Below are 26046 nucleotides of genomic sequence, written 5' to 3' on the forward strand. Positions count from 1 at the left end.
GCTCTATTTACGGCTGGTGTGACGCCGAAGATGAATGAGGAAGGAGGCTTTCCGCTAAAAAGGACAGGCGTGGTCGTAATTGCCGCTGGTTTATTCGTATTTCTCCTGTACCTCTACTTTTTTGTTCCATTCGGCGACTTTTCAAACCAGATAAAGCAGGCGAACCCCATTTACTATTCCTTGGCTTTTGGCTCAATGTTGTTAAGTGCTGCCTTCTACTCCCTTGCTTGGCAACGCCTTCTACACGTCTTGTCTGTGAAATGCTCTTTTTTGAAAGCTTTCCAAATCGTTTGGGTAGGAAGCTTCGTCGACCTACTTGTTCCAGCTGAATCTGTTAGCGGAGACATCTCCAGAGTCTACCTGATGTCGAAGGAATCTAGTGAAAACACGGGCAAAGTTGTCGCCTCAGTTATAGGACATCGAGTCCTCAGCATGACTATGACTCTGGGCGGCTTGGTTGTCAGTTCAGTGTATTTTGCAATCAGAGACCGACCGCCAATGCTTGTCCTGGAATTTGTGAGTTTGATCGGAGCAAGCACACTTGCTGCCATGGTTCTAATATTCTACTTTAGTAGGAAAAGGGAAGCCGGAGCGAGAATTGTCGAATGGCTGGTCGGCGTGCTCGTTCGGCTCTCACGTGGCCGCTGGAAGTTTGCGCGTCTGAAAGAGTCTGCGGAAAAAATGCTTAAATCCTTCTACGATGGAATCGACACGTTGGTTGCGCAGAGAAGACGTTTGCTGTTGCCCGCCTCGTTGACAATGGTCGCGTGGGCTCTTGATCTGCTGATTTCAGTTCTCGTGTTCAGAGCTCTTGACACGAGCGTACCCTTTAGCGCCATAGCAATTGTGTATACAATTACTCTCGCAATCCAAACCGCGCCGCTAGGCATCCCAGGAGAGATTGGAATCCTAGACATCGCGATGGCTAGTCTCTACACACTGCTTCGCGTACCAATTGTAACAGCAACCGTTGCAACTGTGCTAATACGCATTATCACAATGTGGATGCGCTTACTCATCGGCGGACTAACGGTGCAATGGCTAGGAATAAAGGGCTTGAGACCCAAAAGTGCGGCAAGGAAAGACGATGAAGCCCTAAACCCCCAGAGATAGCTCCTCTTCCATAATTCGCTTCACAGTCTTTAGGAATTGAGCTGCTGGAGCACCGTCTACAATTCGATGATCGTAAGCAAGGCTGAGTTGCGCGACAGGTTTCAATGCTACTTGCCCATTTACAGCAACGGGTTTCTCAACGACTCTGCCAACGCCTAGAATGGCTGTCTCAGGCGGATTTATGATTGGGATAAATACGTCAACATCATACCTACCTAGATTCGTAATCGTGAAAGTTCCACCAGTCAAATCCTCTCTTGACAGCTTGCCCTGTCTTGCTTTGTCCGCTAGTTCATTTGCCATCGAAGCTATTTCATTCAGCGACTTCCCATCCGCGTTTCGGATAACTGGAACGATGAGCCCATCTTCGGTTGCCACTGCAATTCCCACATTGATATCTTCAAAAACTTTAATCTGCTCGCCATCCAAGGTCGCGTTCAAGACTCGGTGCTCGCGGAGAGCCTTGGCAACAGCTTTCACCAGCATCTCTGTGTAGGAAAGACGCGTTTCCTGGCGAAGCTTGGCTGCCTTACTCATGTCCACTTCCATAATGATCGTGCTGTGAGGCGCTGTCCGAGCGCTTAGAGAGAGCCTCTCAGCAGTTGTTTTTCTGATGCCGCTCAATTCTATTGTCTCTCGAATTCTCGGCTTCACACCAATCTGCTCTGCGAAACGTCTGACGTCATCTTCGACAATTCGGCTTTCCGGACCTTTGCCGCTAACTTGCGTCAGATCAACGCCCAACTCTTTAGCCAGTCTTCTAGCCGCGGGAGAGGCTGGAACACGTGCCTCAACTTGCTCAGACTTTTGTGGCTCAACTACTGGCGCGGCTTCGGTTGTCGGAAGCATCGGTTCAGGAAGAGTCGCTTCTTTCGTTATGAGTTCATTGGCTCCAGCGATCAGTCCTAGGGGCTGATCAACGGGCACGTTCGAGCCTTCACCCGACAAGATCTTGCGTAGCACGCCAGACTCTGGGGCTTCAACATCATACGTGACTTTTTCCGAGAGCACCTCGACGAGTGGCTCGCCTTTCTGGACAACGTCGCCTTCCCTTTTGAACCATTGAACCACCGTGCCCTCCTTCATCGTCAAGCTGAGCCGCGGCATAACAACCCTAGTGACCAAGAGAGAACTCTCCATTATTACGCCAATGCTAGTGGCGTGTCGAGGTTAAAAGCCTGAGGGATGAACAGTCCCCGGCGGAAAAACCTGAAGTCGAGAACGTGTTGAAACAGTATCGTCATTATGGCTAAGCCTTTGAGACTGCTTCCTTCACTGCTTGAACAATGCTTTTCTCATTTGGGATGACATATTGCTCCATTGAAGGACTGAACGGTATGGGTGTGTCAGGCTCAGCCACCCGTTTGACTGGCGCGTCCAGATAATCAAGCGCCTCCTCAGCCACCAGTGCTGCAATCTCAGCGCTCACTCCTGTCGTCTTGCAGTCTTCACTGACAACGACCAAACGTCCAGTCTTCTTTACTGATTTCACAATTGCCTCCTTGTCCAGTGGCGTCAAAGTTCGTGGATCGACAACCTCAGCGCTGATGCCTTCTTTGCTGAGTTGCTCAGCCGCGGCTAAGGCTTTGTGGACCATGTACAATGTGGCTACTATGGTCGCGTCGCTGCCTTCACGTTTCACATCGGCTACTCCAAATGGAACAGCATAGTCTTCGTCGGGAATCGAACCCTTAATTGGATACAGCAATTTGTGTTCCACGAAGAATACTGGGTTGTCGCCTCTGATGGCGGTCTTCAGTAATCCCTTGGCATCGTAGGGAGTTGAAGGCACGGCTACGTACAGCCCAGGCGTGTGCATGAACCATGCTTCAAGGCTCTGCGAATGATGAGATGCAATATTGACGCCAGCGCCGAAGGGAGTTCGAATCACCAATGACGCACTTGTCTGACCGCCGAACATGTATCGAATTTTAGCCGCCTGATTGCAAATCTGATCCACAGCTAAGGCGGTGAGGTCACCAAACATTATTTCAGCAACTGGGCGCATACCTGTTATCGCTGCGCCGACAGCTACACCAATTATAGCGTTTTCAGAAATCGGCGTGTCTCGAACCCTGTCGTCTCCGAATTCGTCAGCCAAGCCTTTGGTGACGCCGAATGCTCCGCCCCAATAGCGCCCAATATCCTCGCCAAGCAAAAAAACAGATTTGTCTCGCTGCATTTCCTCTCTGAGAGCTTCACGCAACGTATCTCGCATCGTGACTTCTCTCATTTATTGGATGCGCTCTCCTGAGTTGCATATACATCCTGTAGAGCCTCTTGTCCTTCCGGAAAGGGACTCTCTAATGCGAATTTAGTTGCTTCTTCAACCTTGCTCTTTGCTTGCTGAGCGATGCTCTGAATCTCAGCATCGTTCAGGATACCGTTCTCCAGAAGCTTTGTCTGGAAACGCACGATTGCGTCTTTCTTGAGCCATTCATCAACCTCTTCCCTGGGTCGATAGGCCGCTGGGTCAAAGCGTGAATGTCCCTTCAACCGATATGTCTTGCATTCCATCAAAGTTGGTCCTCCACCTCGCCTAGCCCTTTCAACAGCTACACGAGTCGCTTCGTGTATGGCTATTACATCGTTTCCATCAACTACGCTGCTTGGAATACCATAACCTGAAGCTCGATCTGCAATGTTGTCGATAAGCATCGCTTTAGACTGCCGCGTGCCCATAGCGTACAAATTGTTCTCGCAGACAAATACAACTGGTAAATGCCACACTGCTGCTAAGTTGATTCCCTCATGAAAGGTGCCTTGATTAGACGCGCCTTCGCCAAAAAAACAAGCTACAACTTGGTCAGTGCCTCTAAGCTTTATTGATAAACCCGCGCCCGTTGCTATAGGAATGCCTGCCCCAACCACCGCCGTAGCGCCTAACATGCCAATGCTGAAGTCCGCTATGTGCATCGAGCCTCCCTTTCCCTTGCAGTAACCTGTTTTCCTGCCCAAAATCTCCGCCATAGTCTTGTCTAATCGTGCGCCTTTGGCAATGCAGTGCCCATGTCCACGATGCGTGCTTGTTATGTAATCGTCTCGGCGCAGGTTGGAACAAACCCCCACGGCAACAGCCTCTTCGCCTGCATAAAGGTGAATAGTTCCAGGCACGAGGTTTTGGCCGTACAACTCGAAGACTTTCTCCTCGAAGAACCGGATAGTCAGCATTTGACTGAACATCTCGATCAGTTTGCTGTTCTCAAGCATCTTAGCACATCCTTGCACTAGTCAAAGCGTTAACGTAACTATGAGAGAGCGCTAATAATCTTTTCAGCCAGCAAAAGCGATGCTGCTTTCTGTGCTTCTTCAGTTTGGGCGCCAATGTGAGGGGTGCACACCACATTTGGCAACTGCATCAGGGTCCAATCAGTTGGCGGCTCAATCTCGTAAACGTCCAAAGCAACGCCGCCCAATTTGACTGATTTCAGGACATTGCATAGGGCTTTCTCGTCGATTATGGCGCCTCGAGATGTGTTAACCAAGTATGCCCCTCTTTTCATCAGAGACAACTCTCTCTTTCCTATCATGCGGTGCGTCTGCAGTGTGTACGGAACGTGGATTGTTACCACATCACTGCGAGAGAGCAATTCATGCAAAGACACGAACTCCGCTTCCAACTCCTTCATTACAACTGAATCCGGGACAGTGCGTTTATGAACCAGAATATGCATGCCAAATGCTTTCGCCAGTCTCGCCACGCGCTCGCCGATGTTGCCCAGACCTATTGTGCCCAAGGTTTTACCTTGGAGCTCCCAACCGGTTAATTCGCCCTTCATCCACCTCTCATCCTTCATGGCACAGTCAGCCTGGGCAATGTTTCGCGCCAGCGAGAGAATTAAGCCAAGGGTGAGTTCTGCAGCGGCTTCGGCTGGCGCTTCAGGTGTGTTCAAAACTGTCAGTCTCCGCTTTTGTGCCGCCTCGACATCAATGTTGTCCAAGCCGACACCTGCTCGACCGATTGCCTTCAACCGAGTGCCTGACTCAATGATTTCCTTCGTTACTCTTGTTCTGCCGCGTACAATCAAGGCATCATAGTTGTTTACGGTTCTTTTCAGTTCCTGAGGCGAAATGCTAGGTCTGACATCAACTGTGAACCCGGCTTGCCGAAGTTTGTGTATTCCCACATCGCTTATGGTGTCGCAAACCAGAATCGTACAACTAGGTTTCATAGGCATCCGGCTCTTGGCTTATTGACGACTTCCGCTTTGACTTATTCCTTTTGATTGACCTAAGGCGTTTATCCTGAAATTACATTAATGATAGTCGGGTGGAAGCGGGCATTTGGATGCTAAGCTTGAGGATACGTTAAGAAACCTTAGAGCAAACAACTTCGAAGCAGAATTCGTAGAGAACAGACGCGCCGCCAAAGAAATCGTCTCAAGCATCGTTTCAAATGCGATGGTTGTTGGCATCGCTGACTCAGCCACCATTCGCCAGATCAAGATTGTCGAAGCGTTGGAGAAGCGCGGAATCAAGCTTCTGAACCCCTTTACAAGAGGGTTGACAACTGATCCTTCTAAGACCATAATACGCGACCAAATCTCAAGGGAGATTTTTTCATGTGATGTGCTACTGGCTGGAACAAACGCGGTTACGAATGATGGAAAACTCGTCAACGTAGATGCAGTAGGAAATAGGGTCGCATCCATGATTTTCGGACCACGAAAAGTCTTGGTCATGGTGGGAAAGAACAAGATTGTGAGGAATGTTGATGAGGCACTCGACCGAATAAAGAATGTTATTGCGCCATTTCACGCCAGGACTAGGCAATTCGCAGTTCCCTGCGCACAGACTGGCAGATGCATTGACTGTAACGTGCCCAAGAGGATTTGCAGCGTGACAACAGTAATTGAGAAGAAGCCTTGGCGAACCGAAATGACTGTTATACTTGTTGGCGAAGATTTAGGGCTAGGCTGGGACGAAACGTGGCCAAAGCACCGAATTGAAATAATCAAAAAGGCTTATGAGAAAGAGACATGGGTCTTCGCAAGCGCCAAAACCCCTTTAGAGGTTTGAAAGCAATAAATTGAACTACGATTCAACTCATAATATTGTCTGGGGGCGTTAGAAGACCATGATGGTTGGCATAGTTGGCAAGCCTAATACTGGTAAGTCAACTTTTTTCAGTGCTGCCACGTTAGCGCCTGCTGAGATTGCGAATTACCCTTTCACTACCATCAAGCCAAATCGAGGAGTGGGCTACATTCGTACGCCCTGTGTTCACGAAGAACTCAACGTTCAAGATAACCCGCAGAACTCACTGTGCATAAACGGAGTAAGGCTCATACCAGTAGAGTTGATCGACTGCGCGGGACTGGTGCCTGGCGCTTGGCAGGGACGAGGATTGGGCAACCAGTTCTTGGATGAGATCAGAAAAGCAGACGCGCTCATACATGTAGTTGACGCTGCGGGTGCAACTGACAGTGAAGGCAAATTGGTGAAACCCGGGAGCCACGATCCGCTTGAGGACGTTCGGTTTTTGGGAGTTGAGATCACTATGTGGCTATCCCAGATAATCAAGCGGGAATGGCCTAAAATGACTCGAGCAGTTGAGTCAGGTGCAACTGATCTCTATGCTCAATTAGAAGAGCGATTGAGCGGCTTAGCCATAAAGAGAACTCACATCTTCGAGGCTATAAGGAAATCTGGACTGAACGCTGAAAAACCAACAGCTTGGAGCGAAGAAGACCTGTTGAAGTTCTTGGACGCCCTAAGAAGAATCGCTAAACCCATGCTGATTGCCGGCAACAAAATCGATTTGGAACCAGCTGAACAGAACGTGGAGCGCCTCAGAACATCTGAATATCCAATTGTACCGTGCTCTGCGGAAGCTGAGTTAGCTCTTAGGCGAGCGGCTGAAAAAGGAATCGTAGACTACAGACCTGGAGACAGCAACTTTGACACATCCAAGCCTGAGGGGTTAACAGAAGCACAAAAGAAGGCGTTGAAGATCATAAGGGAGAAGATTCTGTTCAAGTTTGGCTCAACAGGCGTGCAAGAAGCCATCAACATGGCTTATTTCAAGCTCTTAAACATGATAGTCGTGTATCCCGTAGAGGATGTTGAGAAACTCACAGATCATAAAGGCAACGTGCTGCCAGATGCTTACGTTGTCCCATATGGCACAAAAGCTCGTCAACTCGCATATCTCATCCACACGGAGATAGGCGAAGGCTTCATCTACGCCGTCGACGCGCGCGAGAAAACGAGAATCGGAGAGGACCACATACTAAAAGACAGAGACGTAATCTCAATTGTAAGCGCCAAGAAACGAGCTTGACCGTCTCGTTATTGTCCAAAACGCCGCTTTCGCTTTTGATAAGTTCGCACGGCTCGCAGCAAGTCAATTCGTCTGAAGTCAGGCCAATAAACGTCTAGAAAGAACAATTCGCTGTAAGCCGACTGCCAAAGCAGAAAGCCGCTTAGGCGCTCTTCACCAGATGTTCTGACTATCAAGTCAGGGTCCTGCTTGGGCAAGTAGGCAGTGTAAAGATGCTCTGCAAAGACCTGCTCATCAATACCGTCGGGTTTCAACTCACCTTTCTCGATTTTCTGGGCTATCTTTCGGGTGGCGTCGACGATTTCAGCTCTGCCCCCGTAGGCGAAGGCAATGTTGAGAAAATGATGGTCATAGTCTCTTGTCGCATCCTCAGCCTTAAGAATGAGTTCCTGAATGCCTTTGGGCAGCAGCCCGATCCGTCCGATTACTTTTACTCGAACTTGATTTCTGTGTATTCTCTCGTCAGCCAAGATTTTCTGAAGTTTCTCACTGGCAATCGACATGATTCGTTCAATTTCTTCAGTTGGACGCTGGAAGTTCTCAGTGGAGAAAGCATACAGTGTGATGGACTTCACTTCCAAGTCCAAACACCAATCGAGTAGGCTTTCGACCTTTGAAGCGCCGAATTGATGGCCGATCCATGGGTTGCTAAACATCTGCTCAGATGCCCAGCGTCGGTTACCGTCCAGAATGATGGCAATATGCTCGGGCTTGTTGCCATTCTTGACCTGACACTGCAGCCACTTCTCGTACAGTCTGTAGATGCCTACAGCCGATAGCAAAGTTTTCAGCATTGTTTACTCTCAAACCTCGCCTCTTGAAGCCTTGGTCGCATTGACACTGATGTTTCTCTGGCAAATGAGACTCCGCGTCTCTTAAGAGTTGCTCCAGAGACAGGACAGTTCGCTTACGATTTCTGCAGTCTAGATTTTGGGTTTCTGTTCCGTCGATTACGACTATGCTAGCTTTCTTCAACCTCACCTTCTTTCTCCCGAAAGGAGGCGTGATACTTTCTGTGCAAGACCATTGTAATTAGGAAAGACGCGACGGTTAGGAATATACCAATCACGATGGCAAAAACCAATCTTTCATACGTCAGTGTTGGCGTTATCAGGATCAGAGATGCTTCATAGAAGATCTGCGACGACCAACCAACGACCACTATGATTACGACTGTGCGGAACAGTTGACCGTCGTGCTCAAAGAAACATCGGATAGCTCTGCCTGAGAGCAAGACACAGATACCTATTACAGCCAGTATAATTGACTGAGTCAAGAACTCGCCTAATATACGGGGTAACACGCCTAACCAGTCTTGTGGAAATCTTGGCATCGGGTTAAGCGTACCTATAAAATTCGAGGCTTGGAAGCTGCCTTGATACAGCCCAAGTCCCATGAGCAAGAAACCTGCCATCGCAGCAAAGCCTGCAATCAAGACGGGAAAAGGCGGCGGAGAGTATTCTCTCACCCAAATGTAGAATTCGTGCGCTGCTTTATCAAGCATAAAGCCTTTGACAACCAATGCGCCTCCAAACACGAGTAAGAAAGCAATCCAAGAGTAGCCTATCCAGTTGAGCATGTAGAGGATTCCAAGAATAATCAGTAGGACCCCCGGCAGACCAAGTACGATGCGAGAGTACCGAGGATTCTCGAAAAGCATCTTCAAATAACGTGAAAAAAGCCAAACTGTTTCCTCAATAGACTCGCTGTGCCTAACCGTAATTCTCCGAACCGAGGAAACCGGCACTCGCGATTGGACCAATGGCAGAATTGCTTCGTCTGCAAAACCGTCTGTAACGAGGATGACTTCGCTGGCTTGGAAGGTGTTCAATACTTGAGTCAATTCCCCAACAAGCGTTTTGTCTGCGCCAACATCACCCAGCTCAGAGCCGGCAATGGTTGCGATTTGACATTCATCCTTTGGCTCTTTTTCGGAGCTTCCCTCGCTGAAGCGGTCGAAGATGCGTACTGCCTCAAAAATGGCATTTGCATCTGGCTCCTCAGGATCTTTAAGGGCTAGGCTAACGGCGGCGTTAATGTTTTCATCTCTTCCTATTAAGGGTGTCTTTATGCCAGCCTTAGAGCCTAAATCGTCGTCTCTGTCCACGCATAGAACGAGTGTGCGTTCCGGCGCTGAGACGTCTTTCTTTGCCAAGGCAGGTCTGCCAATGCTCTGCTACATGTCCACTGGCACTTTAATGTTGTGAATTTGTGTTCTTTAATGTTCCGTTGACTCTTCCTGTTCGGAAAGCAGCTTGAACTCGTTCCAAGTAAGTTTTTCGCCGCGTTTCATCTTTTCTTTAGCTTTAGCCGTCGCTTCCGTTCGGAGCGCTTGCTCCTTTTCCACATACCGCTGTTTCGCTTTCATCTCCAGCTCTTCTTTCAGCGATCTGGCTTGCTGCTGGATTTCAAGGAACTTCTCATGCGCCCTGTCCGCTTTTTGGCGAAGTTCTGAGTATTTTTGATGTGCTTCGTCTGCGCTCTGCCGAACAGTCCGTATTCTATTTGAGGTTTCGAGCGCCTTCTGGTGAAATTCCTGGCTTTGGTCTGCCTGTTGAGAAAGCTTTTCGTGTTCAAGTTTGGCTTGAGTTCCAAATGTTTTTGCCTCAGCCTGCAGTTCCAGTAACGAGTTTTTCAGATTGTGTAGTTGCTTGCTAGCAGCTCGTTGGGTTTCAAGTGTCCTAACCTGTTCCACAAGTTCTTTTTCGTCCTTTATGGAAAGCGATGACGTCTGAATCTTCCATTCGAGGCTTTGAATCTGCCTGTCAAGTTCGTCAGATCTGGCTGACGGTTTTTGTTCAGTAAGTGACTTCATTTTTTCTTTGAGTTTCGCGGCTTGCCCCTGTCTTTCTTTTCTCTGGGATTTTGCCTTTTCTCGTGTCGCTTTTAGGATTTGCACTTGCAGGTTTGTCTCGTCGCGTTTTTCTCTGAGGTTTTTGACTTCGTTTTGCAGTTGTCTGATCTGTTCATGGTACTCATTTCTTTTTTCAGCCCATTTTCTGGCTTCCTGGCTCAGTTGGTCTCTTTCCTGTCTCGCTTTGGCTAGTTGCAGGTTAAGCTCCTGTATTCTTTGCTCAATTTCGCTTGACAATGAAGTCCATACCTTCCAAGTCTTTATCGACCATCGGTCCTGGCACATGTCGCTTCATTAATCATCTAGCTACTGATGGTCTGCTCGATGATGATTCGGGCGTCTACGGTTTTTGCTCCCTTCTCGTAAACCATGATGGGGTTAAGGTCAAGCTCCTTGATTTCCATGTGGTCCATAACAAGCTTTGATGTGCTCATCAAGATCCTTATTATGGCGTCAATGTCGGCTGGCGGCTGACCTCTGTAACCTTTGAGAATCGGGTACCCCTTGACCTCTGTTATCATCTCTTTCGCATCCGCCACAGTTATGGGCGCGATGCGGAAGGTAACGTCCTTCAGGACCTCAACGAAGATTCCGCCTAATCCGAACATCAAGGCGGGTCCGAACTGGGGATCTTTCATGGAACCCACGATGACCTCAGTTGAGGAAGGCACCATCTCCTGCACGAGCACGCCAACAATTTTGGCGTCAGGTTTGTGTCTTTTCACGTTTAACAATATCTTTTTGTAGGCGTCTTCCACCTCACCAGCATTTTTCAGATCGAGCACGACTCCGCCCACATCCCATTTGTGAAGGACGTCAGGGGAGACAATCTTAAGAACGATCGGGTAGCCGATCTGGCCGGCAAATCCCATTGCCTCATCTTGCGTAAGTGCAACTTTGAAACGTGTGACTGGTATGCCATATTCCATGCATACAATTTTCGCTTCAGGCTCAAGCAAGTAGCTTCTACCTTCCTTTCTTGCTTGGGCGAACATGTCAACAGATTTCATCATACTGAAATCATCGACCTTGAAGCTACATCCGGAGTGGAATACTCTGCATGACTGTATCTTAAAGTCTGTGGTAAAGCATGGACTACTGGGTCAATTGCCTCTTCTGACCAGTTCTATTGATTTTGTTTGGCAAGTGCTGACACATAAACCGCAGCCGAAGCATTTGTCAGAGTTGAAAACTAGTTTGCTTCCCGAGTCGAGTTGCCTCGCTTTGAATTGACAGCGTTGAACACACGTTCCACAGCTATTGCACGTATCGTAGTTTTGTTGGGCTATCAGCTCTGATGCTACAACAGCATTTGGCATGCCAAACCTGATCAAGGCGCTTAATGAATGACAGCAACATGAACAACAGCTACAAATGACTTCAGGTTTTTCTGTGCCTTTAAGCGTGTAGGCCATGTGCACTAAGCCTGAACGATGTGAACGTTGAAGAACCACAAGTGCTTGAGCTGAAGAGATTCTTCTGGCCCCGCGTTTGATGGCTTCGCGTGCCTCGTCGTCAAGGCTGATGCACACGTCAAGCGGCGCGTCGCATTTATGCCACTTCGCTCGGCAACCACAATCTTCAACGCTGATAATCTCGGCGTCTCGGAGGATTTTCTCTATGGTTGATAGATCAAGTATTGTCTGTTGACCGTGAATTGAGATGTTGACTGGTACAGTGACTGCCGTCATTTGTTCAACGTAATCCTTTTGCAGTTGCTCGCGCGTCCAGTCATTCTCTTCTTCTTTCACAGGAACGAACTCCGCATAGTTGTGGGAAATTTGTGAGAAGTGAACTTAGATATTTAAGCTGATATGGCTGCTACGATTGCTTGGCCTTTTTAAAGAACAAAATGACTTCAATCAAGGCAAGAACTACACCTAGTATCTGAAAACTGTGGAATTCTTCTCCTACGGCGACTGCAGTTAACACTGCGGCTGACAAAGGCTCCATTACACAAGGAATTCTTCCCTTCGAGGCTTAACATACTTCAATGCACAGCTGTACAGTAATAGGCCGGCAATGAAGAAAGGAGAATTGTTGGAGACATCGCAGGCGCTCTTATGCCGTCACCATAGAACATCAGAGTCCAAGTAGCAGCCGCGCTAATAGGATGGCTTAGCAAGAACCCCAATCGTTCCTCATAAGGTGACGCTCGCGATTAGAAAATAGCCCTGCATCTCTTTCTCAAATTCCACTTGTTTGCGTTGGTTGTTCACTGATGCAACTTCCCAATGTCTACAAGGCGTTTTCTAGGTTGGAATTTGCATTAGCCAAGAGTCAGAATATAAACTGATTTTGCTGTGGTCGGGCGGGCAGGATTTGAACCTGCGACACACCGGTTTCTGCACTGTCCGGCGCCTACACTTGTTGTGTGCTTGATAGGCTGGGTGACCCTACTACCAGTTGCGGTAGAGGTCTACAGCGTCTCCGCCGAAAGGCTTAGGGCGCCTATCGACTCGGAAGCTCTACCAAGCTGAGCTACCGCCCGTGCCAACCAAAGCTATCAGTCAAAAACTGTTGATTTATGCGTTTCGTTTGTTGTGAGAGGTGAAAACGCTTAAATGAGAACGTTAAATCGAAGATAGTAGACACGGGCCCGTAGCTCAGCACGGCTAGAGCGCCAGGCTCATAACCTGTTGGTCAAGGGTTCAAATCCCTTCGGGCCCATTATTCGGAACGAATAGAACGCCTTTTTGCTCAGTTAAACAGTTAGCTCGTAGGACGCTTTGGTCAACCGTTCAGCTCCTTCTTTCTTGACCAGTACAGTATCTTCGACTCGGACGCCTCCGTAGCCAACTATGTATATGCCCGGCTCATCTGTCACAACGTTACCCGCCTTCAGGATGTCTTTGCTTGCTGAGTTCAATGTGGGCGGCTCATGCACAGCTAAGCCGACGCCGTGACCAAGACCGTGCACAAAATTATCGCTAAAACCGTGTTTCTTGATGTGCGCTCTGGCGATAGCGTCAACTTGTTTTGCTTTGACCCCTTCTTGGATTTTTTGGAAGGCTTTTTCTTGCGCTTCTTTGACTATTTCGTAGATTTTTGCTTGCTTGGGCGTGGGCTTTCCAATCAGAAAGGTGCGTGTCAAATCAGCGGCATAGTTTTGGCAGCGAGCGCCCACGTCAAACTGGATTAGTTCGCCTTTCTTGATCTTCTTACTTGTGCATCCGCCATGTGAAAACGCTGATCTTGGGCCTGAAGCTACTATGGTGTCGAAGGCTGCGCCCTGTGAACCCTGTTTGCGCATGACGTATTCCACTTCAGCTGCAACTTCGTACTCTCGTATTTCATGCTTGATGACTTCGCGCGCTGTTTTCGCGGCAACATCGGTTAACTGTGCTGCTTTTCTGATGCAGGCTATCTCAGATTGGTTTTTCACCTTGCGCATATCCCAAATTAGTTGACTGGCGCTGGCAAGCTTTCCGCTTCTGAGCGTCTTCTTGAGTTTATTGTAGGCTGAAACTTCGAGTGAATCGAAGCCTACGCTTTTCAACTTGAGTTTCTTGGCTTTGTCGGCAAGCCTTTTGTCGGCGTCTTCTCCTCGTTGAAGAAGTTCGATTGTGCAGTTCTTAGCTGTGGCTTTGGCTGCCTCGTAGTTGACACTGTAGACGTAGAGCAGGCCTTCGCTTTCTTTGGGCACAAGCAGACGATACGCGCCGTAAAAACCTGTGAAATACAGTATGCTGGTTTCATCAGAGACCAAGTATCCTTCTAACTTGCTGTTCTCTAAGGATCTTTGCAGAAGCTGAACCCGATTCGCCACGACGATTTCATCTCACTTTAGTGACGATTTAGAAGCTATCGAACTATAACTTTTGCCATATCCCTGAAGATGCGTTTCAGCTCTTAGGCTCTATGTTTTCAAACATTCTAGGCGCCACTTTTCTGACTTCTTGCAGCATTTTTTGTGCGAGCACTCTGATTTCCCATTGAGCCGATGCAGCCAATCGAAGCTTGAAAAAGTGGATTAGCTCTCGAGCATTCATGGACAGAGTCATGTTTGTTTTCAAAGCGTTGGGTAGGACATAGCGGGCATCTTCTAGTTTCGCGCCTAACCTGCCTAGCTCATCGAAGGCTTTGAAGGCAGTGTTCACGCATTCTTTGAAAATTGTCAGGCTTTGGGGATTCTCATGAATTAATGGAGGAACTACGATGTCTGAGCGTGTCATTGCCACTGTTCTATGACTTTGCTGGGAATATGACGCCATTCGGTGTCTGACCAGTTGATGACTACACACTCGAGATATGCCCGAAATCGAAAAGGTGAAAGAGGCATGCTCCAATACGGAGAAGTGCTCCAGTTTACGTGCACTCCTAATCAGTCTGGCCACGTCTTCGCTGGACAGCTCCAGTTCGCTTGCAGGCTGTTTGGTTCGACATGCTCTCATTGCCTTGGCGCACACTAGTTCAGGCTTACCAGTGTAAGTTAGTAGTTTGACTTGCATAGGTTACCCTCCATACGGAGTAGGAATGCTCTTGCTTCTCATAACTGCTTGCTTATGTTGGTTTCTGCCTGTCAGGAGTTAAGCCCTTAGCCACCACTCATGAGCGACATTAGAATAACGTTGTCGCCATCGCTCAGTTGTGTGTTCACTCCATGCAGTTGTCCCATCAGGATGCCGTTAACGGTTATTACGAAGCCCATTTTCACGTCTTTGAGTCCGGGTTCGAACACTTCTTTCCGGAAAGGTTTGCCATATAACCTGGCGATTTTGTTCAAAACTTCCGACAGCGAGGCTCCTTCCTCAAGCTCGAATTCGTCTTCGCTTCGTTTTATGAGGTTTTTTATGAACCCTAAGTACTGTACTTTCACCTTCACGTTGAGGACCTCGCGTTCCTGTTAGTATTTGTTACTCATAGAAAACTTAAATATTCCCAATGGGTAATGTGATTCTTCTTTCACAATGATGGGAAAGAGTTTAGAAAGGGAGCTATTAAGATGTTAGGTTACGCTGGACGGATTCTGCATGTTGATTTAACAAGCGGCAAAATGTGGACTGAGCCTCTCAAGGAGGAGTTAGCCAAGAAATACATTGGCGGTATAGGCTTAGGGATGCGCCTTTTCCTTGATCTTTCGAAGCCAGGCGTAGACCCGTTTAGCCCAGAAAACCCCCTTTTGCTTGCCACCGCACCGCTATCGGGGTCAATGGTTCCAACAGGTGGAAACGGACATGCATTCGTGTCGAAGTCTCCACAAACCTTCGGGGTTGGCGAGGCTAAAGCCCACGGACATTTCGGCACAGAGCTTAAGCGAGCAGGATACGACGCTGTGATTTTCTACGGAAAGGCTGAGAAACCAGTTTATCTTTGGATAGACGACGATTCAGTGCAGCTGATGGATGCCAAATATCTGTGGGGTAAATCACCTCAGGAAACCGAGGATGCAATAAAGAAAGAACTGAAAGACTTCTACATCCGCGTGGCATCGATTGGCGTTGCCGGCGAAAAACTAGTTAGAATCGCCTGCGTCATAAACGAGAAAAGTCGAGCTTGTGGAAGGACAGGCTTAGGAGCAGTAATGGGTTCAAAGAACCTCAAGGCCATAGCGGTTAGAGGCTCAAAGGACATAACAGTGGCAAATAAAGAGCGCTTGCTTGAGCTTGTGAAGCTTCAGCATGAACGAATGAAAGGGCCAGCAGCTCGAAAATATCGAACGCTTGGAACACCTGAGAACGTTCTTGTGTTGAATGCATTGGGCGCTATGCCTACTAATAACTTCACTAGTGCAGTCTTTTCAGGAGCTGACAAAATCAGCGGAGAATATCTTAACGAGCGTTTCGTAGCGAAAATAATCGGCTGTTCCTCCTGCGCTATGCGATGCGAACACATAGCCGTGGTTCCAGAGGGCCCGTACAAGGGAACGACGACCCGTATTGAATATGAGCCTTTGTGGGCTATGGGACCGAACTGCGGCGTCGGCAACCTAGACGCCATTCTGAAAGGAATGGACCTGAGTAATTATTATGGAGTAGACGCCATTTCTATCGGCCTCGTTATAAGCTTCGCCATGGACCTCTACAAAAACGGACTTCTCAGCAAGGAAACTGCCGGATTAGAACTGAATTTCGGCAACCCAGAAGCCATGATCGAGATGATAAAACGCGTAAGCCTACGCGAAGGCTTCGGCGATGTCCTAGCTGAAGGCGTGAAACTTGCTGCCGATAAAGTCGGCAAAGACGCTTACAAATACGCTGTTCACATAAAAGGCGTTGAAATGACTGGGTACGACATCAGAGGACTTAAAACTGCAGCTTTAGGCTATGCCGTGTGTTTCCGAGGCGCGGATCACAACCGACACGGCGCTTACGGACCTGACGTAGCTGGCAAAGTGAACCGCTTCAAGGCTGAGAAGGGCAGGGGCAAACTGGTAAAGGAAACCGAAGACTTGTACGCAGTAATCGATTCCATCATGGTATGCAAATTCTCAAGAGGCACATACGTGAAGGGATACGAAGATTTGGCCGCCCTCTACAACGCTGTCACGGGCATCGAGATGCGTCCTGAGGAACTGCAGAAGGCTGGAGAACGCATCAACATCTTAGGTAGACTTATCAATATAAGGGAAGGTTTAACCCGAAAAGACGACACGCTGCCATGGAAAGTCATGCATGTACCCATACCAGATGAAGGCCCATCCAAGGGAAGCTTCGTCAGCCAGGAGGATCTCGATCTGCTGTTGGACGATTACTACGAGGTTCGCGGATGGAACAAAGAAGGCGTACCCACGCTTGAGAAACTAAACGAGTTGGGTATGGAAGACCTTGCCTACATCGTTAAAGACAAGCTTGAACCGCATAGAAAATGAAACCAAAAAATGGAGGAACAAAAGGAGGAATACTGATGGCAGCGGTCCCAAAAGCCGAAGCAGCAAAATGGAAACTAGTGTCATGCGACCCCGAGAAATGCACAGGATGCGCAATCTGCGAGTACATATGCTCATTGGAAAAGGAAAACGCATTCAGCGCTCAGAAATCCAGAATCCGAACAATGCGTCTGCACCCATTGATTAACATCTCAATTGCCTGTCGACTTTGTAGTCCAGCTCCATGCGTAACTGCGTGCCCAAGAGATGCTTTAAAGCAGTCTGAGCAGACAGGCACAATAATGATTGACGATGAGAAGTGCGATGGCTGCAGTTGGTGCATCGAAGCCTGCGACTACGGTGCCATAACTCTGCACCCAGAGAAAAAGGTTGTGCGCATCTGCGACACCTGCGAAGGCGATCCTGAATGCGTCAAATGGTGCCCTGAAGAAGCTCTGGACTTCGTCACTAGAGACATTATGGCTCAAAAGGCACGGCTGGCTGTTTCAAAGAAGCTCTTTAAGGAAGCCATGGAAGCCCAAGGCATCAAACCTTAAGCTTCCCCTTTTCAGGTCAGACCTTCGCCTTTAAGCAGCGGCTCTCTTGCTTGGACCTTGATCTTTCACGATTTTCTCTAGGTTTTTAATATGCTTCTCGTGATTATATTGCCATTTCTTTTTCTCGAAATGTTCGTATGAGATGGTTTGGCGCAGGGACTTTGAAGGATCGAGGATTATGTAGCTGTAGTTCTCTAGCATTCCCGCGCGGATGAAACCTGACAAGTCGCTAACGAATCTCCTGAATTCGCTTCTTGGCAGGTACAAATGGGCAAGTAACGCATTTTGACCTAAGACCTTGCCTAACCCTCGGGCAAATGGTTTATCTAAAAGGGACGATGAAAACTTGGCGAAATTTTCATAATTGCTGAACTCCAATAGGAACACGAAATTGTCTGATGAGGGTTTGTCAAAGTACGAGAAGGCAATCTCAAAGCTCTCGATCAGACCTTGTTCTTTAATGTGTCTAAGATAATGATATGCCGCGAGTTGCTGAGATATTCCAATCCTCTTAGCTAGTTCGGTCATTCTGATAAGTGGATTCTTTTCGAGTTCCTTCAAAATTAAAATGTCCGTTTTGTCCCCCTTTATGGGAAATTCTTCGGGATCTAGTAGTGTGGGTGGCAGTTTAACTCCTTGCTTAGGGATTTCCTTGGTCCAGTCATCCCATTTGAAGTTCCAGATTTTTGAAGCCTTGTCAAACCATTTGCTTGTCAGATGCACATAATGGAAACAGGTTGACCAGACAAGCCTAGATTGGCTAGCAACTCCAATATCCTGTAAATGCCGAACAAACGCTTCGAAGTCGCCAGTTTGGTTGCTTGGAATAGTATAGATTGCAAAGCATCCTTCGTTCATACCGTAGCAGCGGTTTATGGAGAGCCAGAAGTCGTTCGTCTTCAGCGAGTCGAAGAGCATGTTCTCGTATCCAGGGTTTGCTTGGGCGAAGACAACTGCCTTTTTAAGTCCGAGGTTTGCGTGATAAATGTTCAAGTAAAAACGTAAGGAAAATCGGGAAGTCATACGTCGCACTCTTTTTCGCAACGTCTCAGCGGGCATGCCAAGTTTTCGGGCTACTTCTGTAATGTTTCTGGGACCTTCCACTTCCAAGGCTTCTATTGTTCTCAAATCTCTGAACTCTAACTTTTTCGGCATAGGCTATTTCCCGCCTCTTTTTATGTTATCCAGTTATATGAAGTTATCATTTACCACTATTTAAGTTGGCTCAATGTGGAATGTTCCCTTCGTCGTCGATTGGATCTCCCGTGGGCTGCACAGGCGGATCATCATATCCAGTGAGGATGTTTGAGGAACCGTAAAGCTGCCGGACAGACAGGTTGAAGGTCGTGATTGTTGGCATGGCAAAGGCAAACAGGGCAAGAGCGAGCAAGATGACTACTTTCACCTTCAATGTTTTCACCTCCTTTATTTTTCGTCGCATAACGGCCATTTTCGTATGAGATTACTACAGAAGGGTGCATCTGGAAAATAGCATCTATGCCCGATTCAGAATCAGAATACTGATTCAAAAACAGCTGAAAGCCGCAAGGCTAGGGGCTAAGCAAGCTCATTCGACAAGGATTACTTCGCGATGTTATTCTTAGGCAAAGTTCGTACCTAAGTTGCAGCGCGCGATTGTGTATCAAAAACTGTTATTCTGTAAGAGTCTACGAGGCGTCGGTAGCTTGCACGGCTTGAGTCTTGGTTGGCTCTGGTTTTGTCTCACTTCGCTGTTCAGGCGCCGTTTCTTTTGGAGCAGGCTTCTCTACTGCGGGCACTTTCTTTGTGAAGTTTTCGGTGAACTTGATTGTCTCCTTTTCTGCGAAGAATTTCTGTATATCTATAGCTATGCCTCTTTTGGCCGCTTGCAAGCCTTCAATATAAAAGGCTTCTTCAGGCACCTCGATTTCGACCGCCGCCTTCTTTATTTTGACGTCGAATTTTGCGGTGTCAACTGACGGTATTCGACGGTGAATCAACGCGTTGATTTTCTCTTCATTCGTCTCAAGTTTCTTCTGAACAGTGACTTCGTACACAAGGGTTTTGCCTGCTAACGGTGGGTTAAAGTCAAGCTGGACTCTTCCAGCGCCAATAGTTCTGACAATGGCCAGTTTGCCTTCGAATTCTACCCGCATGCCGAGCTGTGGTGTTATGCCTTTTGCAATCAACCGTTTCAATGGAATTAGCCGCACCTTGTCTGGATCACGGCTTCCAAACGCTTTTTCAGACGGAATCTCTACAGGCATGGCTTTATTCAGTTCAAGTGTGAGTATATTCTCGTCCAAGGCCTTAAGAACCCAGCCTTCGCCTACGACTACAAGGTTGGGCTCATAGATTTCGCCTTCCTTGTATAACTTCTCAGATTTCGCTACATCTTCCCTTGTGGTGTCGAATACTTCGCCTGTTTCCTTAACTTTGGCTGTGTAATCGATGAGTACGAAGTCTCCTTTTTCATAGGGCATTTAACGTCATCTCGCGATTCCCTATACATTATCACATCCACTTTTAAACTTTAAACACGGGAGTCAAACCTCATCAAGTTTGACTTCAATTTTGTCTTTCAGCGCGGCTACGGCGCAACTTCCATGTCTGACAGGTCCGGGATTGACTATGATGGTGTCGCCTATGCGGTCTATGCTCTTTGCTTCATGAATATGCCCGCAAAACACGATGCTAGGTTTTCTTTCCTCAATAAATGCTCTCAAACTGACGCTGCCTGCGTGAACCTTGGAGAACGCCAAATCAGCGGCAGTGTTTTTTGGGGGCGCGTGTGAGATAATCACAAGCCATCGATTCGCCGAGCAACGGTCTGCACCCTGTTCCAAAGTGTTCATGATTTGGGCTTCAGACAATTCAAACCAAGAGTAAAACGGGCTGGCAGGTGCTCCTCCGAGGCCTATGAAGGAAACGTGGTTCAGCTTTTGACACTTTCCGTGAATGTTTGTGGCGCCGTTGATCTGCGCTTCAGCAAGTTGAGATGGATCGCAATTTCCGGGCACGTAGAAGACTGGCAGTTCTAGCGCTATCAGGGGCGCTAGTGTTTTCTCTGCATCTTTTACAGAGCCAAAATGAGTTATGTCTCCGCAGATGGCTAGTGCATCTACCTCAGCTTGCTTGGCTTTTGCAGCTGCTCTGTGCGCTGCCTCTGTGCTTCCGTGAAAGTCGGAAGTGACCATTAGCTTCATAGTAATCCAAGCTCTTGATGAGACCAGTAATGAAATAATATTACATGGTAGCAGTGTCTATATTGTTTGTGAAAAAGAGGCGAAAAAAGCATGGATAATGTGTGGCTCGGTTGTTCAGGTTGGTCTTACAAAGAGTGGGTTGGAGCGTTCTACCGAGAAGGCGAAAAAAGCATGCTGACGACTTACTCGCGTGTTTTCAAAACAGTCGAAATCGACTCCACCTTTTATCGTTATCCAGCTAAAGGCATGGTCTTCGGCTGGCTTAGATATACACCACAAGACTTCATCTTTGCAGCCAAATTGCCTCAATTGATCACTCATGAAAAGAAACTTGATCCGGCGAAAGGCGTTGAAGAGGACTTGAGCAGGTTTCTCGAGTTAATGGAGCCTTTGCAGTTCAATGGCAAACTTGCCTGCCTCTTGGCCCAGTTGCCTCCGGGATTCAAATTCAACCTCAACTTGCTCGAAAGCTTCTTCGCTCTGTTTCCAACTCAATTCAGGTTGGCCGTGGAGTTTCGTCACCCATCTTGGACGGACCCTCAAGCACTCAGGCTCTTGGAGAAGTACCAAGTGGCTTACACTGCTGTAGACGAGCCTTTGTTGCCACCGGACATGCATGTAACTGCTGACATCGCCTATATTCGATGGCACGGCAAAGGCGAACAACCTTGGTACAATTACCACTACAAAACCGAAGAACTCAAACCTTGGGTGCCCAAGGTAAAAGCTGCAGCCCAGAAGGCAAAGAAGGTCTTTGGCTACTTCAACAATCATTACCACGCTTATGCAGTCAAGAACAGCTTGGAGATGGCCGAGATGCTCGAGATAATAACCAAAGAGCAGAAGACTGTCAAGGACAAGGTCGGAACCTATCTAGAAACCAAGCTGAAGGCGCCGCCTCCCAAACCTTCCATGGAGTTGACTGCCTTCATGCCCGAGAAAATCGCAGGTATGAAGCTAAGCGACCTGCTAAAAGTTTTCATGGATGACAACCGAATCAAACGAGCGAGGGAAATAAAGGACGATGAGGTGTCTATTGAACACGCGTTTGAAGATAGTGTGAAAGCCAAGGTGCGCGAGTATCACATCTCTATTGACGTCCAACAGCGGCTGATCCTGCATGATTGCCCGGACTGGAGCAGGTCTGCACCTGTGCGGCAATTCTGTAAGCATGTGGGCAAAATCATGATGATCGTTCATGAGGATATCTCAGTCGGAATTCTGAAAAAGATAGGCGCTGAAAGGGAAAAATGGGAATTCAAGCCTTATGTAGCCTAGATTTAGCAGAACACTCTCTCTCATACCATAACAAAGCTTTAGGTCGAGTTCCACGCCTAAATAAAAGTTCTTACTAGCGGAGAATCGCGCTTGGAGAAACCTGTTCAGTACAGTGTTCGCAACTATCAGAAAGGAGACGAAGATGCCTTAGCCAAGATTTTCAGCGAATGCTTTGGACACGTAACGCCTACCCTAATCAGAAGATGGCACAGACGGGCAACAATTCGGCCAGAAGACGTTTTCATAGGCGTCGCAAACGGCAAAGTAGTTAGCCATGTGAACACGGAGGAAAAGCAACTTCATCACGGCGAAGGAGTCTTCATAAAGACGGCTGGAGTTGCAGGCGTTTGCACGGACTCAGATCATAGGAAGAAAGGCATACTGACCAACCTTCTCAGTCTGGCCCTGCGCCACGCTAAGCAAGAAGGATTCTCTAACGCTTCGCTCTATACCGACACTGATGGCCCAGGTCATGGAATCTACCAGCGCTGCGGGTTCGTCGACATTGCCACCGCCCGGTCATACTTGAAGTACATTGATTACCCGTTCATCTTCGCCAGATGGGTCCGCTATCTCAACATAGCCCTTAAAGACTCCAAACTTGCGACCAGAAAGCTTGAAGGTTGGGACAAAACCGTGGCGGCACGTATAACAGAGGTCGGAGTACTCTCTTTTAGATTCAGGAACAAAAGATTCCAACATCTGAAGAAAGCCCCCAAAAAACCTGACATACAGTTCTACACCGATTTGCAAACCTACGCTAAAATACTTCGAGGAGCTGTTCAGTGGGAGGACGCAGTTGAAACACGAAAGCTCACCGTACAGAGGGGTGAACCAGCAGACATCCAAATACTGAGACGCATTCTGAAATGGGACTGGAGAGACTAGATATGGAAACAACAATGCGCCAGGCGACGAGGGGAGACGCACAGCAGATGCTACAAGCATACAACAACTTCACGAGGCAGTTCGTGGGTTCAGCCTCAAGAACCATAAAACAATACAGAATCATGCTACGAAAAAAGGAAAATATAAACTGGGTTACCCTCAACAGGGAAAACCGAATCATCGCCTACTTGCATGCCCGAATAGAGAAGAGGCTTAACCGAGGCGAATACAGAGAGGTAGTCGTTGACCCCGAATACAGTTTTGATGATGTCTCCAGACCATTGGTCGAAAAAGTCCACGCCGTTTTCATGGAGAAGAAAGTATCTGCAATAACTGCCGGTTCGATTAGGAATCCAGCGTTTCAAAAACTGTTCTCACGGCTGGGTTTCTTCGAATCCGAGTCGACTGACGTGTTCATGTATGCAGTCTTGGACGTTCAAAAGCTGCTCAATGAACTCACACCAGTGTTCGCAAACCGCTTGAAGCAAGTTCGAAACTGGAACGGTCTAGTTCAAATGGAGTGCAACGGCCGTAGCATCTTCTTCCAGAAAGCGGGTGAAAATGTGAATTCTGTTGTCTGGACAAACCAGCCTAGCGACTTCAAGATTAAGCTTGATCCATCAGTCTTGACGAAGTTGATCTTTGGCGTTGCCGATGCGCTGGAATGCCTCAAAACTGGGCAACTTGAGGTAAAGGCTCAGAGTGGCAAGAAACAGATTGGCCGGCTTCTGAAAAGTTTGTTTCTGCAGAAGCAGTTTCTCATAATGGATTACTGGTAATGTTGATGCTTTCTAGAGCAAATGCTCGAGGCTGTTACACACTTCCGTAGCAGAAAGCAACTAAGACGTTTCTCGGGTCACTGTCAATATTCTAACATAATCGGCTGTATCGTCACAGCTGTCAGCCACTTCCTCCAGCGACTGCAGCAGGTCTCGGAGAATAAGAAGCGTACCCGAATCCAAATCATGCCCATGCTTAAGCAACATCTCCCTAAGCTTCAGATAACGCTCATCAACCCGGGTCTCAATCTCGTCTACCTTCTTTGCCAATGTCCGAACCTCAACCGCGTCTACGCCAAGCCTTTCAATACTCTTTCTCAGTGTCGCAGATTCCTCAACTAAATCCTTGGTCATATCCACTAGCTCGCTCCAAATGTCCTTGGGCATCTGAGCTTCAAAAAGCAATTTTAGGCTACGACCCGCGTCCTTCACATGATCAGCCATCGTATCCAAACGTTTGACCAAATGCATGATGTCTTCCCGATCTTTAGGCGGCAAACTCCCACGAGTAAGTTCCTCAAAAACCGAACGCCGCAATTCATCAATTTCAGTTTCAACCACAAACAAACGTTCAATCGCCCTCCTAGCTTCGCCAGTCTCTTTCTTCGACGCTGCGATCATAGCTTTCTCCAGCTCAGTAACCGTGTCTATAGCCAAAGTTATCTCGCGATAAGCCATCTCCATAACTTTAGACTTCCGCCGTTCAGCAAACCACCGCTCCAAATTCGAACCCCGCCGTCAAGCAATACGCACAATAAAATTGCACTCACGCTTAAAAAAATGCCTATGTTCTCAGACCGTTTTTACGCTTTACCGATTAGCATATATGTGGGTTACATTATCATCTTTTGGGCTTTCACTCCAACCCGCAGGTAGTGCTTCAATTTGCCTCAAACCTACGACGTAATCATCGTGGGTACGGGTCCCGCCGGAATATTCTCCGCCCTAGAACTCACTAAAAACAACCAGCAACCACTCAAAATCCTCATGCTAGAGAAAGGACCTGACCTGGAGAAACGCCGCTGCCCGGCAAGCCGAGGCTTCGGATGCGTCAACTGCGACCCATGCACGTTGCTCCAAGGATGGGGAGGCGCAGGAGCCTTCAGCGACGGCAAACTCGACCTCTCCACCGAAATAGGCGGGTGGCTCACCGACTACATAACAAAAGACAAACTGGCCGAATACATAGACTATGCCGACAGCATCTATCGCCGATTCGGCGCGCCCAATAACATCTACGGCACAAACTTGGACAAAATTGACGAAATCGAACGAAAAGCAGCCTTCGCGGGACTCAAACTGATACACCAGAAAATACGTCATATGGGCACTGATCAATGCCTCCAAGTTTTGCGTAACATGCGCCGCCACTTGAAAGACAAAGTCGACATACAAACAGGCGTCGAAGTCAAAAGCCTAGACATAAAAGGCGACCGAGTCGAAGCCGTGGAAACTGAGAAAGGCGAAAAAGTTGAGGGCAAATACGTAATCGTTGCGCCTGGCCGAAGCGGCGCAGAATGGCTTAAGACCGAAGCCCAGACACTTGGTTTAAAGACGCTCAACAACCCAGTTGACGTTGGAGTCAGAATAGAAGTTTTAGCCTCAGTTATGGAAGATCTAACCGAAGTTCTTTACGAGCCCAAGTTTGTGTATTTCTCCAAATCATTCGATGATCACGTGCGTACTTTCTGCGTGTGCCCACGAGGCGAAGTAATAACCGAGTCCTACGGGGGCATCATAACAGTTAACGGCCAAAGCTATGCTGAACGCAAGACCGATAACACAAACTTCGCTATTCTGGTAAGCACAAGGTTTACTGAACCGTTCCGTGAACCCATTGCCTACGGCAAATATATTGCAAGACTTACCAATCTTCTGAGTGGCGGCATAATAGTCCAGCGCCTAGGCGATTTGGAAGCGGGCAGACGAAGCACAGAGGAACGAATCAGCCGCAGTCTAGTTGTGCCAACATTAAAGAACGCGACACCAGGCGACCTAAGCTTCGTTCTGCCTTACCGCTACGTAGCCGATATACGTGAAATGCTCCAGGCTTTGAACTATGTTTCTCCAGGAATGAGCTCCAAAGACACGCTTCTATATGGCGCTGAAGTCAAGTTCTACACATCGAGGCTTGAGCTTAGCAACCACCTGGAAACCAGAATTCGTAACCTGTTCACGATTGGCGACGGCGCAGGCGTCACTCGAGGTTTGATTCAAGCTTCAGCCTCAGGCCTCATCGTAGCTAGAGAAATTGCGAAGCGAGAGAAAAAAGCCAACCAAGTGGCGGTTGAAAGAGCTTAG

At 48.0% G+C, this 26046-nt stretch carries 26 protein-coding genes and 2 tRNA genes; 10 read left to right on the forward strand and 18 right to left on the reverse strand.

Going from position 1 to position 26046, the window contains the following annotated elements:
* The first annotated feature begins 30 nt into the window (after positions 1-30).
* Positions 31-1113 carry a flippase-like domain-containing protein gene (locus VJ249_00720; protein HKZ93091.1) on the forward strand — a complete coding sequence of 361 codons (1083 nt, stop codon included), beginning with the start codon at positions 31-33 and terminating at the stop codon, positions 1111-1113.
* On the opposite strand, the gene VJ249_00725 is transcribed toward VJ249_00720, so the two are convergent.
* The 4 genes from VJ249_00725 to VJ249_00740 form a co-directional block, all read right to left on the reverse strand.
* A complete protein-coding gene (locus VJ249_00725) occupies positions 1096-2238 on the reverse strand; it encodes a dihydrolipoamide acetyltransferase family protein (protein ID HKZ93092.1) in 1143 nt (380 codons plus the stop codon). The two genes, VJ249_00720 and VJ249_00725, sit on opposite strands and share 18 nt — an antisense overlap.
* A 124-nt stretch (positions 2239-2362) precedes the next feature.
* Positions 2363-3346, reverse strand: coding sequence for an alpha-ketoacid dehydrogenase subunit beta (locus tag VJ249_00730; GenBank protein ID HKZ93093.1), 984 nt, complete (start codon positions 3344-3346; stop codon positions 2363-2365).
* A complete protein-coding gene (locus VJ249_00735) occupies positions 3343-4323 on the reverse strand; it encodes a thiamine pyrophosphate-dependent dehydrogenase E1 component subunit alpha (GenBank protein HKZ93094.1) in 981 nt (326 codons plus the stop codon). Before VJ249_00735 ends, VJ249_00730 begins: the two co-directional genes overlap by 4 nt.
* Positions 4324-4361: 38 nt before the next feature.
* Entirely contained in the window at positions 4362-5285 is a 924-nt protein-coding gene (locus tag VJ249_00740) for a D-2-hydroxyacid dehydrogenase (GenBank protein HKZ93095.1), read from the reverse strand.
* Positions 5286-5397: 112 nt separating this feature from the next.
* Here VJ249_00740 and VJ249_00745 point away from each other — a divergent pair, with 112 nt between their 5' ends.
* A complete protein-coding gene (locus tag VJ249_00745; protein HKZ93096.1) occupies positions 5398-6132 on the forward strand; it encodes a lactate utilization protein in 735 nt (244 codons plus the stop codon).
* Between the two features lie 58 nt (positions 6133-6190).
* Positions 6191-7396: a redox-regulated ATPase YchF gene (locus tag VJ249_00750; GenBank protein ID HKZ93097.1), complete on the forward strand. Its 1206-nt coding sequence runs from the start codon at positions 6191-6193 to the stop codon at positions 7394-7396.
* Positions 7397-7404: 8 nt separating this feature from the next.
* Here the strand turns inward: VJ249_00750 and uppS are convergent, their stop codons facing one another.
* From uppS to VJ249_00780, 6 genes are all read right to left on the reverse strand, one after another.
* Positions 7405-8190, reverse strand: coding sequence for a polyprenyl diphosphate synthase (uppS, locus tag VJ249_00755; protein ID HKZ93098.1), 786 nt, complete (start codon positions 8188-8190; stop codon positions 7405-7407).
* A 167-nt stretch (positions 8191-8357) separates the two neighbouring features.
* The gene (locus VJ249_00760; protein HKZ93099.1) at positions 8358-9551 is read right to left on the reverse strand and encodes a DUF373 family protein; all 1194 of its coding nucleotides are present in this window, start codon (positions 9549-9551) and stop codon (positions 8358-8360) included.
* Positions 9552-9614: 63 nt separating this feature from the next.
* Positions 9615-10487, reverse strand: a complete 873-nt coding sequence (locus VJ249_00765) for a hypothetical protein (GenBank protein ID HKZ93100.1) — start codon at positions 10485-10487, stop codon at positions 9615-9617.
* A 65-nt stretch (positions 10488-10552) separates the two neighbouring features.
* Positions 10553-11263, reverse strand: a complete 711-nt coding sequence (locus tag VJ249_00770; GenBank protein HKZ93101.1) for an acetate--CoA ligase family protein — start codon at positions 11261-11263, stop codon at positions 10553-10555.
* Positions 11264-11353: 90 nt separating this feature from the next.
* Positions 11354-12001, reverse strand: coding sequence for a 4Fe-4S binding protein (locus VJ249_00775; protein ID HKZ93102.1), 648 nt, complete (start codon positions 11999-12001; stop codon positions 11354-11356).
* A gap of 553 nt (positions 12002-12554) precedes the next feature.
* A tRNA-Tyr gene (locus VJ249_00780) sits at positions 12555-12741 on the reverse strand.
* 104 nt (positions 12742-12845) lie between these two features.
* Between VJ249_00780 and VJ249_00785 the strand changes: the two genes are divergently transcribed.
* Positions 12846-12920: transfer RNA gene (locus VJ249_00785), tRNA-Ile, on the forward strand.
* A 34-nt stretch (positions 12921-12954) separates the two neighbouring features.
* Here the strand turns inward: VJ249_00785 and VJ249_00790 are convergent.
* The 3 genes from VJ249_00790 to VJ249_00800 form a co-directional block, all read right to left on the reverse strand.
* Entirely contained in the window at positions 12955-14019 is a 1065-nt protein-coding gene (locus tag VJ249_00790) for a Xaa-Pro peptidase family protein (protein ID HKZ93103.1), read from the reverse strand.
* A 76-nt stretch (positions 14020-14095) separates the two neighbouring features.
* Entirely contained in the window at positions 14096-14701 is a 606-nt protein-coding gene (gene thyX / locus VJ249_00795) for an FAD-dependent thymidylate synthase (protein HKZ93104.1), read from the reverse strand.
* Between the two features lie 86 nt (positions 14702-14787).
* The gene (locus VJ249_00800; protein HKZ93105.1) at positions 14788-15075 is read right to left on the reverse strand and encodes a MoaD/ThiS family protein; all 288 of its coding nucleotides are present in this window, start codon (positions 15073-15075) and stop codon (positions 14788-14790) included.
* A gap of 120 nt (positions 15076-15195) precedes the next feature.
* Here VJ249_00800 and VJ249_00805 point away from each other — a divergent pair, with 120 nt between their 5' ends.
* Positions 15196-17061, forward strand: a complete 1866-nt coding sequence (locus tag VJ249_00805; protein HKZ93106.1) for an aldehyde ferredoxin oxidoreductase family protein — start codon at positions 15196-15198, stop codon at positions 17059-17061.
* Positions 17062-17096: 35 nt separating this feature from the next.
* The gene (locus VJ249_00810; GenBank protein ID HKZ93107.1) at positions 17097-17615 is read left to right on the forward strand and encodes a 4Fe-4S dicluster domain-containing protein; all 519 of its coding nucleotides are present in this window, start codon (positions 17097-17099) and stop codon (positions 17613-17615) included.
* A gap of 30 nt (positions 17616-17645) precedes the next feature.
* Here the strand turns inward: VJ249_00810 and VJ249_00815 are convergent, their stop codons facing one another.
* The 4 genes from VJ249_00815 to VJ249_00830 form a co-directional block, all read right to left on the reverse strand.
* A complete protein-coding gene (locus tag VJ249_00815) occupies positions 17646-18770 on the reverse strand; it encodes a winged helix-turn-helix transcriptional regulator (protein ID HKZ93108.1) in 1125 nt (374 codons plus the stop codon).
* A gap of 70 nt (positions 18771-18840) precedes the next feature.
* On the reverse strand, positions 18841-19026 hold the full coding sequence (locus tag VJ249_00820; protein ID HKZ93109.1) for a hypothetical protein: 186 nt from the start codon (positions 19024-19026) through the stop codon (positions 18841-18843).
* Between the two features lie 256 nt (positions 19027-19282).
* Positions 19283-20077, reverse strand: coding sequence for an FKBP-type peptidyl-prolyl cis-trans isomerase (locus tag VJ249_00825; GenBank protein HKZ93110.1), 795 nt, complete (start codon positions 20075-20077; stop codon positions 19283-19285).
* 63 nt (positions 20078-20140) lie between these two features.
* Complete coding sequence (locus tag VJ249_00830) at positions 20141-20800, reverse strand: metallophosphoesterase family protein (protein HKZ93111.1); 660 nt, start codon at positions 20798-20800, stop codon at positions 20141-20143.
* Between the two features lie 90 nt (positions 20801-20890).
* Here VJ249_00830 and VJ249_00835 point away from each other — a divergent pair, with 90 nt between their 5' ends.
* The 3 genes from VJ249_00835 to VJ249_00845 all read left to right on the forward strand — a co-directional run bounded on the left by VJ249_00835 (position 20891) and on the right by VJ249_00845 (position 23745).
* Positions 20891-22078: a DUF72 domain-containing protein gene (locus VJ249_00835; GenBank protein ID HKZ93112.1), complete on the forward strand. Its 1188-nt coding sequence runs from the start codon at positions 20891-20893 to the stop codon at positions 22076-22078.
* Between the two features lie 90 nt (positions 22079-22168).
* Positions 22169-22966 carry a GNAT family N-acetyltransferase gene (locus VJ249_00840; protein ID HKZ93113.1) on the forward strand — a complete coding sequence of 266 codons (798 nt, stop codon included), beginning with the start codon at positions 22169-22171 and terminating at the stop codon, positions 22964-22966.
* Between the two features lie 2 nt (positions 22967-22968).
* Entirely contained in the window at positions 22969-23745 is a 777-nt protein-coding gene (locus VJ249_00845; GenBank protein ID HKZ93114.1) for a hypothetical protein, read from the forward strand.
* Positions 23746-23805: 60 nt separating this feature from the next.
* Here the strand turns inward: VJ249_00845 and VJ249_00850 are convergent, their stop codons facing one another.
* Complete coding sequence (locus tag VJ249_00850) at positions 23806-24423, reverse strand: DUF47 family protein (protein ID HKZ93115.1); 618 nt, start codon at positions 24421-24423, stop codon at positions 23806-23808.
* Positions 24424-24630: 207 nt separating this feature from the next.
* Here VJ249_00850 and VJ249_00855 point away from each other — a divergent pair, with 207 nt between their 5' ends.
* Positions 24631-26046, forward strand: coding sequence for an NAD(P)/FAD-dependent oxidoreductase (locus tag VJ249_00855; GenBank protein ID HKZ93116.1), 1416 nt, complete (start codon positions 24631-24633; stop codon positions 26044-26046).

The organism is Candidatus Bathyarchaeia archaeon, from assembly GCA_035283685.1.
Taxonomy (GTDB): Archaea; Thermoproteota; Bathyarchaeia; order Bathyarchaeales; family Bathyarchaeaceae; genus DATETJ01.